Here is a 12,927-nt window from a genome sequence, read left to right on the forward strand (position 1 = left end):
CACCGCCCCAACGGGGTGCCGGTGCCACATCGTCCGCGCGTCGTCCAGCGGCCACTGTGGTGCTCAGCCCGATGCCGTACACCGAGCCAGAAGGGGGATCTCGTGGTTTCCACCGCACTCACGAGGCAGACAGAAGGTCATGAGGGCAGGGAGCTCTCTCCGGCCTCGCAACCGGTTTCGGTCTCGCGACCGGCTTCGGCCTCGCAACTGACGGGGTACGTGCTGCCGCACTCCCTGCACCGCAGGGACCAGCTCAGCAAGGGTGAGCAGTACGTGGGCGGGCTGCTCGCGGCACAGGGGCGCAAGTCCATGCGCAACATCGCCGCCCTGCTCGGCGGCGGCGCCGCGGAGCAGAGCATGCACCACTTCATCAGCGCCTCGACCTGGGACTGGCGGCCCGCGAGGGAGGCGCTCGCCCACTATCTCCAGCGGAGCGCGCCGCCGAGCGCCTGGGTGGTCCGGCCGCACGTCATCCCCAAGGTGGGGGAGTGGTCGGTGGGCGTCGACCCCCGGAGCGACAGACAGGCCGGCGAGCCCTCCAGCGGCCAGTACGCCTACGGCCTGTGGTCGGCGTCGGACGAGCTGAGCGTCCCGGTGAACTGGCGCCTCTTCCTGTCGGACCGGTGGACCGGTGACCAGACCCGCAGACGCCGGGCGGGCATCCCCACGGAAGTCATCGGCACGACCCCCGAGGAGTGCGCCACCGCGACCGCCCTCGAACCCCTGCGGAGCTGGCGGTTGCCCGCCAGGCCCGTGGTCTTCGACGTACCGGGGGCCGACGTGCGCCGCCTGGCCACCGGGCTCGACGCGATCTCCGTGCCGCTGATCGCCAGGGTCGGCTCGCTGACCGCCTGCGAGGTGGCCGCGCCGGCGATGCCCGGCTTCGGATCGGGCCCGCTCACCGCCCGCCACATCCTGGAGTCGGTCAAGGGCCTGCGGCGGGCGGTGGAGTGGGTCGACCACGCCTCGGGCCGGCGGCACACCTCGCTGGCCATGGCGATCCCGGTGGCCCTGCCCCGCCCCGAGCGCGGGGCGGCGCGCGCGGGACTCGAAGGCCGGCGATCCTTGCTCCTCGTCGGCGAGTGGGAGGATCCCCGGCTGCCGCCGACCCGCGTCTGGCTCACCGACCTGACCCGGACCCCGGTCCCCGAACTGCTGCGCCTGACGAAGCTGAGCGGCTGGACCGCGCACGGCGTGGACAACGTCGGCGCACGGGTCGGCCTGCGGGACTTCGAAGGCCGGTCCTTCGGCGGCTGGCACCGCCACATGACGCTGGCCTCCGTCGCGCACGCCGTCGCCGCCCTGTCGGAGGCGCCCCCCGCCAGGGCCCGGACCCGCGCCTCCGTCGTCCTGGGACGGCGGATCAGCGCCGCGCCGTCAGGCCGCCGCCCCGCGCGCGTACCGTGTGCCGGATCCGGTTCAGCCGGAGCGCGATCTGCACCTCGAGACGCTGCGTCGAGTCCTGCCAGCGTTCACCGAGCAGTTCGGTGATCCGCTCCAGCCTGCGGGCCACCGTGTTGGGGTGGACGTGCAGGGCGTCGGCCGTGCGGGTGGCGCTGCCGCCAAGGGAGAAGTAGGTCTCCAGGGTCCGGGTGAGCTCGGTGCCCTGCTGGGCGTCGTACTCCAGGACCGGGCCGATGGCGTCCGCGATGAACCCTCCCGCGTTGGGCTCGTCGGACAACAGCAGCCCCAGAAAACCCAGTTCGCGCGACGAGGCGGCGCCGCCCGCCGAACCGAGCGCGGTCAGCGCGTCCAGGCAGCGCTGCGCCTCCTGAAAGGCCTCCGAGAGCGTCTCCGCGGACGTGACCGGCCCTGCGCTGCCCACCGTCACCGGATGCCCCAGCGCCGCGGCGAACTCCGTGGCCACGGTCCGGCCGGTGGCCCCGGCGTCCGCGCCCGGCAGCAGGAGCACGATCCCGTCCGACTCCACGCTCTTCAGGCCGGAACGCTGATGCGCGTACGACGACGCCCAGAAGGCCCCCCTGCCCTGCGGGTCGTTCTCGGGGCGGGCCACGACGAGCACATGCGGCACGCTCAGGTCGACGGCGAGTCTGCGGGCGCGGTCGGCCAACTGCCGCGCGGACAGCTGCTCGCCGTGGATCAGGTCCTGGAACACCTCGCTGCGCACCTGGAGTTCGGCGAGGCTGGTGCTCTGCTGAAGGAGCAGGGAGACGGCGGTGACCCGCGCCGTCAGGGAGATGATGTGCGTCTGCTGCTCGTCGAGCGGCCGGTCCGTGGCCAGGATCAGCGTGCCGAGCGGTTCCTCGCCCGCCAGGATCGGGCACACCCAGGTGCCGCCGGGCGTCATCACCGGCTGCCCTCCGGGGTGCGCCCCCATGGCGACCTTGCGGAGCTCGGCCTCGTCGAGCCCCGGGACCGGCGTGGCCGTCAGATCGGTGCCGCTCGGGTCGCGGACCAGGAACGTGCCCCCGAGCAGCTCGCCTGCCTCGTCCACCAGCGTGTGCAGATCACCGCCGCGCAGCACCAGGTCGATGAGCCTGGCGTAGACGAGGTTGAGCCGCTGCGCCGAGGCGTACGAGTCCTCGGCGCGGGAAGCGTCGAGCCGGAGCTCGCTCACCTCGTCCTGCGCCCGGCCCAGCCGTTGCGCCTTCTCGATCGCGACCGCCGCCAGGTCGCCCAGCGACGACATGAGGGTGATCTCGTCCGCCGTGAACGACCGCACCTGCCGGTGCCCGACGTAGAGCACGCCCAGGATGGCGGCGTCCCGGCGCAGCGGCACCCCGAGCACGGCGCGCAGCCCCTCCGCCCGCACCGCGCCGTGCGTGGTGTCGGTGCGCGGGATCTCGTCCTCGTTGAGGTAGTCGGCGGTCCACACGGGGGCGGCCCGCTCGGTCACCAGATTGCCGAGCCCGCCCGCGGTGGGCACCCGCATTCCCACGCTGACCATGCTGATGTGGCCGTCGGCCGCGTGCACCACCGACTCACCGCCCGCGGGGGAGTGGATCGACAGCCAGGCCATGTCGAGGCCGAGCAGGAAGCGGGCCCGGCGCGCGATGACGGTGAGCAGGCTGCTCAGGTCGTAGGGACGGGTCAGCTCGCGCGCGGTGTCGATGAGCGCCGCGAGTCCGGTCTGCCGGCTGTGCTGCTGGGACATCAGCCCCTGCACGCGCAACGCGAGGTCCTTGGCCCGCTCCACCTGCTTCAGCCGGTCAGGCGTCGCTCCCACGGCCAACTGGTCGAGTATGCCCACGATTTCGTCGGTCGCGTCGCCCTGGTGCATGGTTCCTCCCCCGTTGTGGCCTTCCGGCCCGGCCCGTGCCGGGCCCTCGCCCACAACCGCAGAACCTTAAAGAAGGGTCAACTGGAGGTCAACAGATTGTTGAAGTGAAAAACGCAGGTCAGAGCTGGGGCTCGGTGGCCCGGTCACCGCTGGTGGCGGTCCGGCCTGTCGCGGAGGCACCTTCCCGCGGCACTTTCGGGGCGGCAGGGTGATGCCCACACCCGGTGCTCGCCCTATGCCGCAGAGTCACCGAAACCCCCTTTGGAGACGCTCGATGACGCTGCACGTCCAGAACTACGAACGCTCCCTCGAGCGCAGTCGCACCTCCCTGACCAGGGCGGACAGACCCCGTACCTTCCACCTGTGCGATCGCGAGTGGGACCTCCTGGACGAGGTGTTCGCCCCCGTCTACTCTCCCTCGACGGGCATCGGCCTGGACTTCCTCGGCCTCGCCGGAGGCGCCCCGGCGTCCTCGACGCGGTCGTTCCTCGACGTGGGGACCGGCACGGGGGTCATCGCCGTCCAGGCGGCGCTGGCCGGCGCCGAGCGGGTCGTCGCCCTGGACATCAACCACCGGGCCGTGCGCAACGCCGACCTCAACGCCCGCCGGCACGGCGTGGCGGACCGCGTGCGGTCGGTGCACAGCGACATGTTCGACGGACTCGCCCCCGACGAGCGCTTCGACACGGTCTTCTGGAGCTCCAACTACGTCCTGGCGCCCGAGGGTTACCAGTACCGCTCCGTCCACGAGTGCGCCTACGTCGACGTCGGCTACCGCGCCCACCGCCGCTTCCTGGCCGAGGCTCCCGAGCGCCTGACGCCGCACGGCAGGGCCCTGCTCCACTTCAGCACCCGCGGAGACCTCGGCGTACTGCACCGGATCGCCGACGAGTGCGGCCGGGAACTGCGCACGGTGGCCGCCGTCGACGTGCTCGAGGGCGTGTACGGCAGCGACCGGGTCGAGCACCTGCTCCTCGAAGTCGTCCCCGCCGGCCGCTGACCCCTGGAGCAGACACTCGTGCGCACTCTGCTCGTCGACAACTACGACTCCTTCACGTACAACCTCTTCCACTACGTCACCGAAGTGACCGGCAACGAGCCCGATGTGGTCCGCAACGACGACCCCCACTGGCGCACCGGCATGCTGTCCGGCTTCGACAGCGTGATCATCTCGCCGGGCCCCGGGAACCCGCGCCGCCCCGGTGACTTCGGGATCTGCCGGGAGATCGTCGAGCGCACCGAACTGCCGCTGCTCGGCATCTGCCTCGGCCACCAGGGCATCGGGCTGGCCCACGGCGCGCGGATCGGCCGGGCACCGGAACCGCGCCACGGACGGCTCTCCCCCGTCCTGCACGACGGACGGGAACTGTTCCGGGGACTTCCCTCGCCGCTGGAGGCGGTCCGCTACCACTCCTTGGCGGTCACCGACCTGCCGGCCGAACTGGCCGCCACCGCGTGGACCCCGGACGGCGTGCTGATGGGCCTTCGCCACCGGACCCGGCCGATGTGGGGGGTGCAGTTCCACCCGGAGTCCATCTGCACGGAGCACGGCTTACAACTCATGCGCAACTTCGCCGACTTGGCGCGCGGGTGTGGGGCGGAGCGTCCCGTTCCCGCGAAGGTCGGGCGGCACGTGGCCGCCGGTTCACCGCCCGCGGCACCGGATGCGCCGGCCCCGCGCAGGCTGCGGGTGCTCACCCGGCAGCTGCCGACCCGCTGGGGTGCCGAGGAGACGTACGACCGTCTCTTCCGCCCGAACGCCCACGCCTTCTGGCTCGACAGCAGCCGTTTCGACCCGGCCCGCGGCAGGTTCTCGGTGCTGGGCGACGCCTCGGGGCCGCTGGCCCGCGTGGCCACCGCCGACGTCGCGAGCGGCACGGTCTCCGTGACCTCACGCGCGGGAACGGAAGTGGTCGGCGGCCCTTTCCTGGACTGGCTCGACCGGGACCTGCACGGCATGAGCGTCCGACTCCCGGACCTGCCGGGCGGCTTCGCGCTCGGCTGGGTCGGATATCTCGGCTACGAACTCAAGGCCCAGTGCGGCGGCGAAGCGGTGCACCGCTCCCCGCAGCCCGACGCCGTCATGGTCTTCGCCGACCGCGCCCTGGTCCTCGACCACCTGACGGGCCTCACCCATCTGCTCGCCCTGGTCGAGGACGGCCCGGACGAGCGGACGGATGCCGCCGTCGACTGGCTGACGGCCACCGAGGCCCTGCTCCGCGGCGTGCCCGCCCCGCGGCTCGCCGCCCCCGTGCCGCCCGTCAACGCGCCCGACCTCCGCCTCCGCCACGACCGCGCCGCCTACCTGGACCTCATCGACGCCTGCCGGGAGGAACTGGCCGCGGGCGAGACGTACGAGGTGTGCCTCACCAACCAGGCCCGGGCGCACGGGACGTTCGACCCGTGGGAGGGGTACCGGCTGCTGCGCCGCGCCCACCCCGCGCCGTTCGGCGCGCTGCTCCTGTTCGACGGGTTCTCGGTCCTGAGCACCTCGCCCGAGCGCTTCCTGACCGTCTCGGCCGACGGGCGGATCGAGTCCAAGCCCATCAAGGGAACGAGACCACGCGGGGAGAGCCCGGCCCAGGACGCCGCGCACGTCGCCGATCTGCTGGGCAGTGAGAAGGACCGCGCCGAGAACCTCATGATCGTCGACCTGGTCCGCAACGACATAGGGCGCTGCGCGCGGCCCGGCAGCGTACGGGTCACCGGGCTGTTCGAGGTGGAGACGTACGCCACCGTGCACCAGCTGGTGAGCACCGTGCAGGGTTGGCTCGCCCCGGGGCGCACCGCCGTGGACTGCGTGCGGGCGGCCTTCCCGGCCGGCTCCATGACCGGCGCCCCGAAGGTGCGCACGATGCGCGTGCTCGACCGGCTCGAAGGCGGGGCGCGCGGTGTCTACTCCGGCGCCCTTGGCTACTTCTCCCTCTCGGGAGCGGCTGATCTGAGCGTCGTCATCCGGACCGCCGTGGTCACCGACGACCGGGTCACCTACGGCGTCGGCGGAGCGATCGTCACGCTGTCCGACCCGGCCGAGGAGTTCGCGGAGACGATGGTGAAGGCGGTGCCGCTGCGGACGCTGACCGGGGCGGAGCTCACCGCACGGACGCTGGGCCGGCGGACGGACGGCTGAGCCCTGTGCCTCCGTCCCACGCGAGTCCGTCCCTGCCCACCGCTCGGCACCGGTCAGCGGGCGGCGGCGTGCCAGGCGTCGCGGCACCGGGTCAGCTCCGCCGCGAGCAGATCCGCGGCCGTCCGGGCGCCGGCCCCGCCACCCGCGCCGCACAGCAGCAGTTCCTCCTCCCCCTCCCGCACGCCCGGCATGACGTCACCCGCCAACTCGGCGCCGGACGCCGCCGCTTCCAGCTCGGGAGCGGTGAGGGCCACGCCCGTGTTCCAGCCGATGAGCCGGGGCAGGTGGTGTGTCCGCAGTGACGTCCACAGGAGCGTCGGGGGAGCGATGCTGCCGGCCCGCAGCACTCGCCACCACGTGTTCCTCAGGCGTCGTTCGCGGAGCGCGTACAGGAGCCGGGCCATCGCGACGCCGGCGGTCGCCACGCCGGCGTCCGGTACGCCGACGTCGTCCAAGAGGCCGACCGGACAGGTCAGGAAAACCCGGGTCTCCACGGGAGCCGTGCCCGCGACCAGGGCCCGCTCCATGCCGTCGAGCAGCGCGTCGAAGACCCGGTCGGCCTGCTCGACCGTGCAGATCAGTGTGGCGTTGACGCTGATGCCCAGGGCGAGGCACTCGCTCATCGCCTCCAGGCCCGCCTCGGTGGCCGGAATCTGGACCAGTAGGTTCGGCCGGTCCACGGACGCCCGGAGCGATCGGGCGGCCCGTACCAGGGACGGGGCGTCATCGGCGTACGCGGGATCGACCGGAGCCGACACCAGTCCGGGCGAAGACCCGCCGAGCGGGGACGCGGACGCCGCCCGCGCCCGCTCGCACAGGCGCCGCACCGCCTGCAGGTCGGGCGGTGCGTGAGCGGGGAGCAGCACACCGGCCGGGGCCCGAAGGGTGTGCGGGAGCTGGTCCGGGACGGCGATGTGTGGTGCGCCTTCCACGGCCAGCCATGACTGGACCCCTTCGGCGGCGAGTTGTTCCACGAGGCCGACGGCCCGTTGGCTCATCATGCGGTGGATCCTAGGGAGAGCCGCGCCGCCGGGACAGCGACCCCCGCAGGCTCTGTCAAGTCTCCCCGCAGGCAGCCCGATCCCATGGGCAGGGGGGCCGAACCACACCCGCGTACAGCCCAGTTGACGAAGTCGCGGCCCGCGTCCTGTGCCGCCGCCCACCGCGTACCTACTGTCTTGCCCGTCGCCGACGAGCATGCGCCGGACACCTGTCCGGGCCGCACTCCGAAGTCGCCCACCACGGCGCGCCGCGCCTTCCTTTTCCGCTGCACCCGCCCTCAGGAGCACACATGACCATTGCCGACATCAAGGTGCCCGACAGCGTCCTGGCCAAGGAGGCCACGGAGCTGGTCCGGGACACGGCCGACGAACTGATCTTCCACCACTCCCGCCGCGTGTACCTCTTCGGCGCGCTGCAGGGGAACCGGCGCGGTCTGTCGTACGACGCCGAACTGCTCTACGTGGGCGCGATGTTCCACGACCTCGGGCTCACCGAGAAGCACCGCACGTCCACCCGTCGCTTCGAGATCGACGGCGCCGAGGACGCCAAGGAGTTCCTCCTGGCGCGCGGCGTCACCGAGGACGCGGCCCGAGTGGTGTGGGAGGCCATCGCCCTGCACACCACCCCCGAGATCCCCACCTACATGGCTCCCGAGATCGCCCTGGTCACAGCCGGTGTCGAGCTCGACGTCCTGGGCATCGGCTACGACGACATCGCCGACGAGCAGCGGGCCGCCGTCGTCGCGGCGCACCCCCGCCCCGACTTCAAGCGCCGGATCCTTCAGGCCTTCAACGACGGCATCGCGCACCGCCCCGACACCACCTTCGGCAACATCAAGGCCGATGTCCTCGCGCGCTACACCGAGGGCTACGTGCGGCCGAACTTCGTCGACGTCATCACGGAATCGCGCTGGCCCGAGTAACCCACCAACGGCGCCGACCGCCGCCCCCTCACCGCACCCCACCCCACTCCTCACCCCACCATTGAGAAAGGCTCCGTGACACCGTCATGAAGTCCATCCGTCTCCATACGAACTCCCTCAAGCGCTGGGCGGTCTTCGGTTCCGTCACCGCCATGAGTCTCGCCACCACGGTCACCGGACCCGCGTCCGCGGCGGCCGGCGACGCCGGGCCGGCCCCGTTCGCCGTTCAGGCGCGGGCCGACGGCGACAACGTCGTCCTGCAGTGGAACAAGCTGATCAGCGAAGCCATGGCGGTGAACAACCAGGGCTCCATGCACCCCACTCCGCCGCCGGTCGGCGGCCGGACGCTCGCGGTGGTGCACAACGCGATGTACGACGCCTGGGCCGCGTACGACGCGAAGGCCGTCGGCACCCAGCTCGGCGGTGACCTGCGCCGCCCCGCGGTGGAGCGCACCGAGGCCAACAAGCGCAAGGCGGTCAGCTTCGCGGCGCACCGCGCGCTGAGCGACCTGTTCCCCAAGCAGCGGGCGACCTTCGACGCCAAGCTCGCGGCGCTCGGCTACGACGCGGCGGAGGCCGACACCGCCGCGGCGGGAACGCCCGCCGCCGTGGCGGTCGAGGCGACCGACGCGCTGCTGGAGGTCCGCCATCAGGACGGTTCCAACCAGCTGGGCGACCCGCCGTACACGTCGCCGGAGGGCTTCTACAAGCCGGTCAACCCGGCGCAGGACGTGAACCACTTCGACAAGAGCAAGATCGTCGACCCGAACCGGTGGACGCCGCTGACCCTGAACGGCATGACGCACAACTTCCTCACCCCGCATTTCGCGGCGTCGAAGCCGTTCGTCATCAACGACGTGGACAGCTACCTCCCGTCGGCGCCCCCGAAGTACGGCAGCGCCGCATCGAAGCGTGCGATAGCCCAACAGATGGACATAAACGCCGGTCTGACGGAGCGCCAGAAGGCGCTCGCCGAGTTCTGGCAGTACCGGGACACCTCGTCGTCGTCCATCCCGCAGGAGTGGGCGGCCTTCGTGTCCAAGCGCGACCACCACGGCCTCGACCAGGACGTGAAGATGTTCTTCGCCCTGAACATCGCGGAGGGCGATGAGGCTGTCGTCGACTGGAAGACCAAGGTCCACTTCGACTACGGCCGTCCGATCACCATGATCCGCTACGCGATGGACGGCAAGATGATCCGCGGCTACGCGGGCCCCGGCCAGGGCACCAAGGTGATCGACGGCGCCAAGTGGCAGCCGTACCTGAAGACGCCTGCCTTCGCGGCCTACGGCTCGGGGCACACCGGCTTCACCGCCGCCGGGGCGGAGATCCTCGAGCAGTTCACCGGGTCCGACGAGTACGGCGGCACGGGCGTCATCAAGGCGGGCAGCTCGGGCATCGAGACCGGTATGCCGTCGAAGGACATCGCGCTCAAGTGGGACACGTTCTCCGACGCGGCCCAGGAGGTGGGCGAGTCGCGCCTGTGGGGCGGCGTGCACTGGGAGTTCGACCACACCGAGGCCGACGCGCAGGCCCGCGAACTCGCCCGCGACGTCTGGGCGGAGTCCAAGCAGTACTTCGACGGCAGCCACCCCGACGCCTGATCCCCGGACGGCTCCTCCGGCCGAACGCGGCAGCCGCGCCCGGTGACGGTCAGCGTTCAACCGGCCCTGCGGCTCCAGGGACCGGTCCTCAGCCGGCCGCGTTGTCGACGCGCAGCCGCACCTGTTCCTCCAGCCGCTGGAGGCTGCGGTCGAGGGCGGTGCGCACGGCCTGTTCCCCCGGGTCGTGCCCCTCCTCGAAGAACGACAGGTGCACCGTGACCTCACTGGTGCCGCTGTCCATGCCGGCGACCTGGAGCCAGCCGGTGTAGCCGCCCTGTTCGCGGGTGCCCCACTCAAGTCGCATCTGGTCGCGCCGGGCCCGCAGCAGGGCGGACACGTCCTGGTCTGTGCGGTCCTCGTGCACGGTGACGGCGGGTGGCTCACCGGCGTCCACGTGCAGTTCCTGCGGCAGCCACGCGTCCATCTGGTCGACGTCGGCGGCCTGGTCGAAAACGTGCTCGGGCAGTGCGGGCATCGTGCGCGAACGTTCGTACTCGGTCATCGGGACACCGTTCCTCGACTCGGGGACACAGGTACACAGGGGCACAAAAGGAACGTACAAAAGGAACGTCTGTCGCGCTTGCGCCCTACTTGCGCGGAGACGCTCAGACGTCGGACATGGTGACGACCGGCGGCGTCAGTGGCCGAGGGTCTTGGGGGCTCTCCTTCCAGATCCACGGTGACTTTTCGCGTACCCGACGGTCGGCTTCTCACCCGGAGACCCGGGCAGATCGGATGGAATCCATCTGATGCGGGCCGCCGGAGGTGTGCGAGCGGACAGCGACCGAACGGATGAGCAGGCGACCGGCCACTTCTTCCCCGGCAGCATCTGCCGCCGGCGGTGTGGGCGTTACGGGCCCCGAACCTCTTGAACTGCTCAGCCCGTCCGAAGGGCAGCATCACGGGATCGCGTCCGGCTGGGTTGGAATTCCGCCTCGAAGCCTGGGCCAGGGGCCAGTTGGAGGTCCTGCCAGAGGCGGGTCCCATCGAACCAGTGGTCGGTCGTCAGCATCGCCAGGCCGCGCCGCGAAGGTTCCTCGGCCAGGATCTGCTGGGCGCGGGAACGGGAGAGGTCCTGATCCGGCCAGGGAATCCCGTAGTGCGTGGCGACCGCGCGGAGCAGGGTGGACGCCTGGAGGGGGGCAGGATGACTGGCGTGGTACGCGGTTGTCGACAGCCGCTCCGCCTGTGCGAGACCACTGGCCACCACCAGGCGGGCAAGATCCAGGGCTGAGACGACGGACAGTCTGGCGGTCCAGCCCTCCACGGTGCCGGGCAGGGCTCGGAGGAGTCGGGCCAGGCCCGGCAGCAACCAGGTGTCCCCTTCGCCGTAGACCAGATGAGGGCGAAGGACGATGCCACCGGCGTCGAAGACCGCGTCTTCGGCCTCGGCCCGGGTGAGGGAGGTCTGGGATCCGGGGTTTCTGGTGAGCTGGAGGGGCGTGGCGTTCCGGAATGTGCCTCTGCCGTAGACGGATGCGGTGCTTACGTACACGATGCGCTTGACTCCCGCTCGGAGAGCCTCATCGACCAGGTTCTGTGTTCCCTCCGCGTTGACCGACCTGTTGAGTTCGGTTGTCGGGCCGACGTGTGATGCGCAGTGCAGCAGGACGTCGACGCCGTCAAGGGCGCCGTGGAGTGAACGGGGGTCGGAGACATCCGCCGAAACGATGCGCTCGCGGCGGGCTGTGACGGACACGGGCCGACGGTGTGACATCAGCACGAGGCGCAGGTTCTGGTGCGAGGCCGCCTCGCGAGCCACGTGGCTGCCTATGAAGCCCGCGGCGCCAGTGACCAGGACGGTGCGGACAGGGGGTGTCCCAGGAATCGCCGTCATGAGCGCGGATCTCGGAGTGTCAGGTCGGCGTTGAAGACCTGCGTGCCCTGCTGCATCGCGGTCACGTGCACGCGGAGATGTCCATCGGAGTCCAGACCCTCGACCTCCGCTTCCATCCGGCACGGTGCGTCGAGTTCCGCGTAGCGGATGAACGTGCTCTCCATCCCGACGAGGATCGCGTCGGGCCGGTGGGTCACGGCGCGTGCCGCCTGCCGACCGGCTTCGATGAGCACCATGCCAGGTATGTGGTCGACCGGGTGGTCGAAGTAGATGGGATGGTCGGTGTCGATGCGCAGCTCCCAATGCGGTTCGCCCTGCGCCGGCGCGGCCAGCAGGACGTCCTTCTGAGAGGTGCGGCCGACGGCCGCGGGCGCGACCGCAGGGGGAAGGATGCCCTCCGTCGCGGTGGGCCGTTCGCCGCGCAGGCGGCGGTGGGCGGTGGGGCTGGTGCAGCTGAAACGTGCGCCACCGACAGCAACGGCGTGTCCGTCACGCAGGACGGAGACGCTGTAGCGCATGCCGGCGATGGTCCGGCCGCGCCGAACGATGTCGTGACACGTCGTGTGCAGTTCGACTTCGGTCGGGGTGGGGCCGACCGTGAACGCGGCGGGTTCGGCGGCGAAGGACATGTCCCACATCAGGAACTGATGTCCGAAGGGCACTCCGTATTCGGCGTGGGACAGCAGGCTTCCCGCCTGCCGGATCGACTCGATCAAGAGCATCGGGTCCTGGTGGCCGCCGGAGGGAGCGAAGAGGGCGTGCCCCCGGGGCCACTGTGCCCTGACGAGGAAGGAATCCTGTGGGCCTGTTCCGGAACCTCCGGCGCTTTCCCACCCGGTGAGCAGTACTTCCGCAACGGCGGCGCGGTGGACGTACCCGCGCGGAACCGTCGTGGTGGACCAGGGGCTCGGCGAAGGGACGGTGTCGATCCGGGGCGCGGGAATGGCACTCAGCATTTCAGGCGCTCCTGTCTTTCTGGGCACGGAGTGTGACGGGTTGGGCCCGTTTGCCCCGTCGGGGCGGAACGTGTGCAGCCAAAAGATAGAGGCAGCCATACCGGCCCTTCGACCAGTGAACCCATCAGAAGCAGGCAACCCTGCCTTGTTTCTGTGTGCGGTTTGCCCACCTTCGGTACCCCTGCCTGTGGGACTCGAAAGGGCTGCCCGGCCCCAACGGTCCGCTAAGTACCAA

9 protein-coding genes and 1 pseudogene are annotated in these 12,927 nt (G+C 71.1%); 5 read left to right on the forward strand and 5 right to left on the reverse strand.

The genetic code is table 11. The features are described from left to right. The first annotated feature begins 219 nt into the window (after positions 1-219). Positions 220-1,491, forward strand: a complete 1,272-nt coding sequence (locus tag ACF062_RS07425) for an IS701 family transposase (protein WP_392136833.1) — start codon at positions 220-222, stop codon at positions 1,489-1,491. On the opposite strand, the pseudogene ACF062_RS07430 reads toward ACF062_RS07425, so the two are convergent. Beyond that, a pseudogene (locus ACF062_RS07430) lies at positions 1,481-3,241 on the reverse strand (helix-turn-helix domain-containing protein); the annotation flags it as partial. The gene ACF062_RS07425 and the pseudogene ACF062_RS07430 sit on opposite strands and share 11 nt — an antisense overlap. A 274-nt stretch (positions 3,242-3,515) precedes the next feature. Here ACF062_RS07430 and ACF062_RS07435 point away from each other — a divergent pair. Together ACF062_RS07435 and pabB are read left to right on the forward strand one after the other, a co-directional pair. Further along, positions 3,516-4,241 (forward strand): 50S ribosomal protein L11 methyltransferase, encoded by a 726-nt coding sequence (locus ACF062_RS07435; protein WP_392136834.1) that lies wholly within the window; start codon positions 3,516-3,518, stop codon positions 4,239-4,241. Between the two features lie 18 nt (positions 4,242-4,259). After that, the gene (gene pabB, locus ACF062_RS07440) at positions 4,260-6,371 is read left to right on the forward strand and encodes an aminodeoxychorismate synthase component I (protein ID WP_392136835.1); all 2,112 of its coding nucleotides are present in this window, start codon (positions 4,260-4,262) and stop codon (positions 6,369-6,371) included. Positions 6,372-6,424: 53 nt separating this feature from the next. Here the strand turns inward: pabB and ACF062_RS07445 are convergent, their stop codons facing one another. Further along, positions 6,425-7,372 carry a transaldolase family protein gene (locus tag ACF062_RS07445; protein WP_392136836.1) on the reverse strand — a complete coding sequence of 316 codons (948 nt, stop codon included), beginning with the start codon at positions 7,370-7,372 and terminating at the stop codon, positions 6,425-6,427. Between the two features lie 290 nt (positions 7,373-7,662). On the opposite strand from ACF062_RS07445, the gene ACF062_RS07450 reads away from it, so the two are divergent. Next, entirely contained in the window at positions 7,663-8,295 is a 633-nt protein-coding gene (locus tag ACF062_RS07450; RefSeq protein WP_223777322.1) for an HD domain-containing protein, read from the forward strand. Between the two features lie 86 nt (positions 8,296-8,381). Beyond that, positions 8,382-9,899 (forward strand): vanadium-dependent haloperoxidase, encoded by a 1,518-nt coding sequence (locus ACF062_RS07455; RefSeq protein ID WP_392136837.1) that lies wholly within the window; start codon positions 8,382-8,384, stop codon positions 9,897-9,899. 88 nt (positions 9,900-9,987) lie between these two features. On the opposite strand, the gene ACF062_RS07460 is transcribed toward ACF062_RS07455, so the two are convergent. The 3 genes from ACF062_RS07460 to ACF062_RS07470 form a co-directional block, all read right to left on the reverse strand. Next, positions 9,988-10,401: an SRPBCC family protein gene (locus ACF062_RS07460; RefSeq protein ID WP_392136838.1), complete on the reverse strand. Its 414-nt coding sequence runs from the start codon at positions 10,399-10,401 to the stop codon at positions 9,988-9,990. 375 nt (positions 10,402-10,776) lie between these two features. Further along, entirely contained in the window at positions 10,777-11,736 is a 960-nt protein-coding gene (locus ACF062_RS07465; RefSeq protein ID WP_392136839.1) for an NAD-dependent epimerase/dehydratase family protein, read from the reverse strand. Next, positions 11,733-12,692: a ScbA/BarX family gamma-butyrolactone biosynthesis protein gene (locus tag ACF062_RS07470; RefSeq protein WP_392136840.1), complete on the reverse strand. Its 960-nt coding sequence runs from the start codon at positions 12,690-12,692 to the stop codon at positions 11,733-11,735. The genes ACF062_RS07465 and ACF062_RS07470 overlap by 4 nt, the downstream gene beginning before the upstream one ends. Positions 12,693-12,927: the final 235 nt, after the last annotated feature.

The sequence above is a fragment of the Streptomyces sp. NPDC015345 genome (genome assembly GCF_043078805.1).
GTDB lineage: Bacteria > Actinomycetota > Actinomycetes > Streptomycetales > Streptomycetaceae > Streptomyces.

What these genes read in the sequence shown, in the direction of transcription:
- ACF062_RS07435 (WP_392136834.1), top strand. Translation starts at nt 3,516, where the DNA reads ATGACGCTGCACGTCCAGAACTACGAACGCTCCCTCGAGCGCAGTCGC.
- ACF062_RS07445 (WP_392136836.1), bottom strand. Translation starts at nt 7,372, where the DNA reads ATGATGAGCCAACGGGCCGTCGGCCTCGTGGAACAACTCGCCGCCGAA.
- ACF062_RS07450 (WP_223777322.1), top strand. Translation starts at nt 7,663, where the DNA reads ATGACCATTGCCGACATCAAGGTGCCCGACAGCGTCCTGGCCAAGGAG.
- ACF062_RS07455 (WP_392136837.1), top strand. Translation starts at nt 8,382, where the DNA reads ATGAAGTCCATCCGTCTCCATACGAACTCCCTCAAGCGCTGGGCGGTC.
- ACF062_RS07460 (WP_392136838.1), bottom strand. Translation starts at nt 10,401, where the DNA reads ATGACCGAGTACGAACGTTCGCGCACGATGCCCGCACTGCCCGAGCAC.
- ACF062_RS07465 (WP_392136839.1), bottom strand. Translation starts at nt 11,736, where the DNA reads ATGACGGCGATTCCTGGGACACCCCCTGTCCGCACCGTCCTGGTCACT.
- ACF062_RS07470 (WP_392136840.1), bottom strand. Translation starts at nt 12,692, where the DNA reads ATGCTGAGTGCCATTCCCGCGCCCCGGATCGACACCGTCCCTTCGCCG.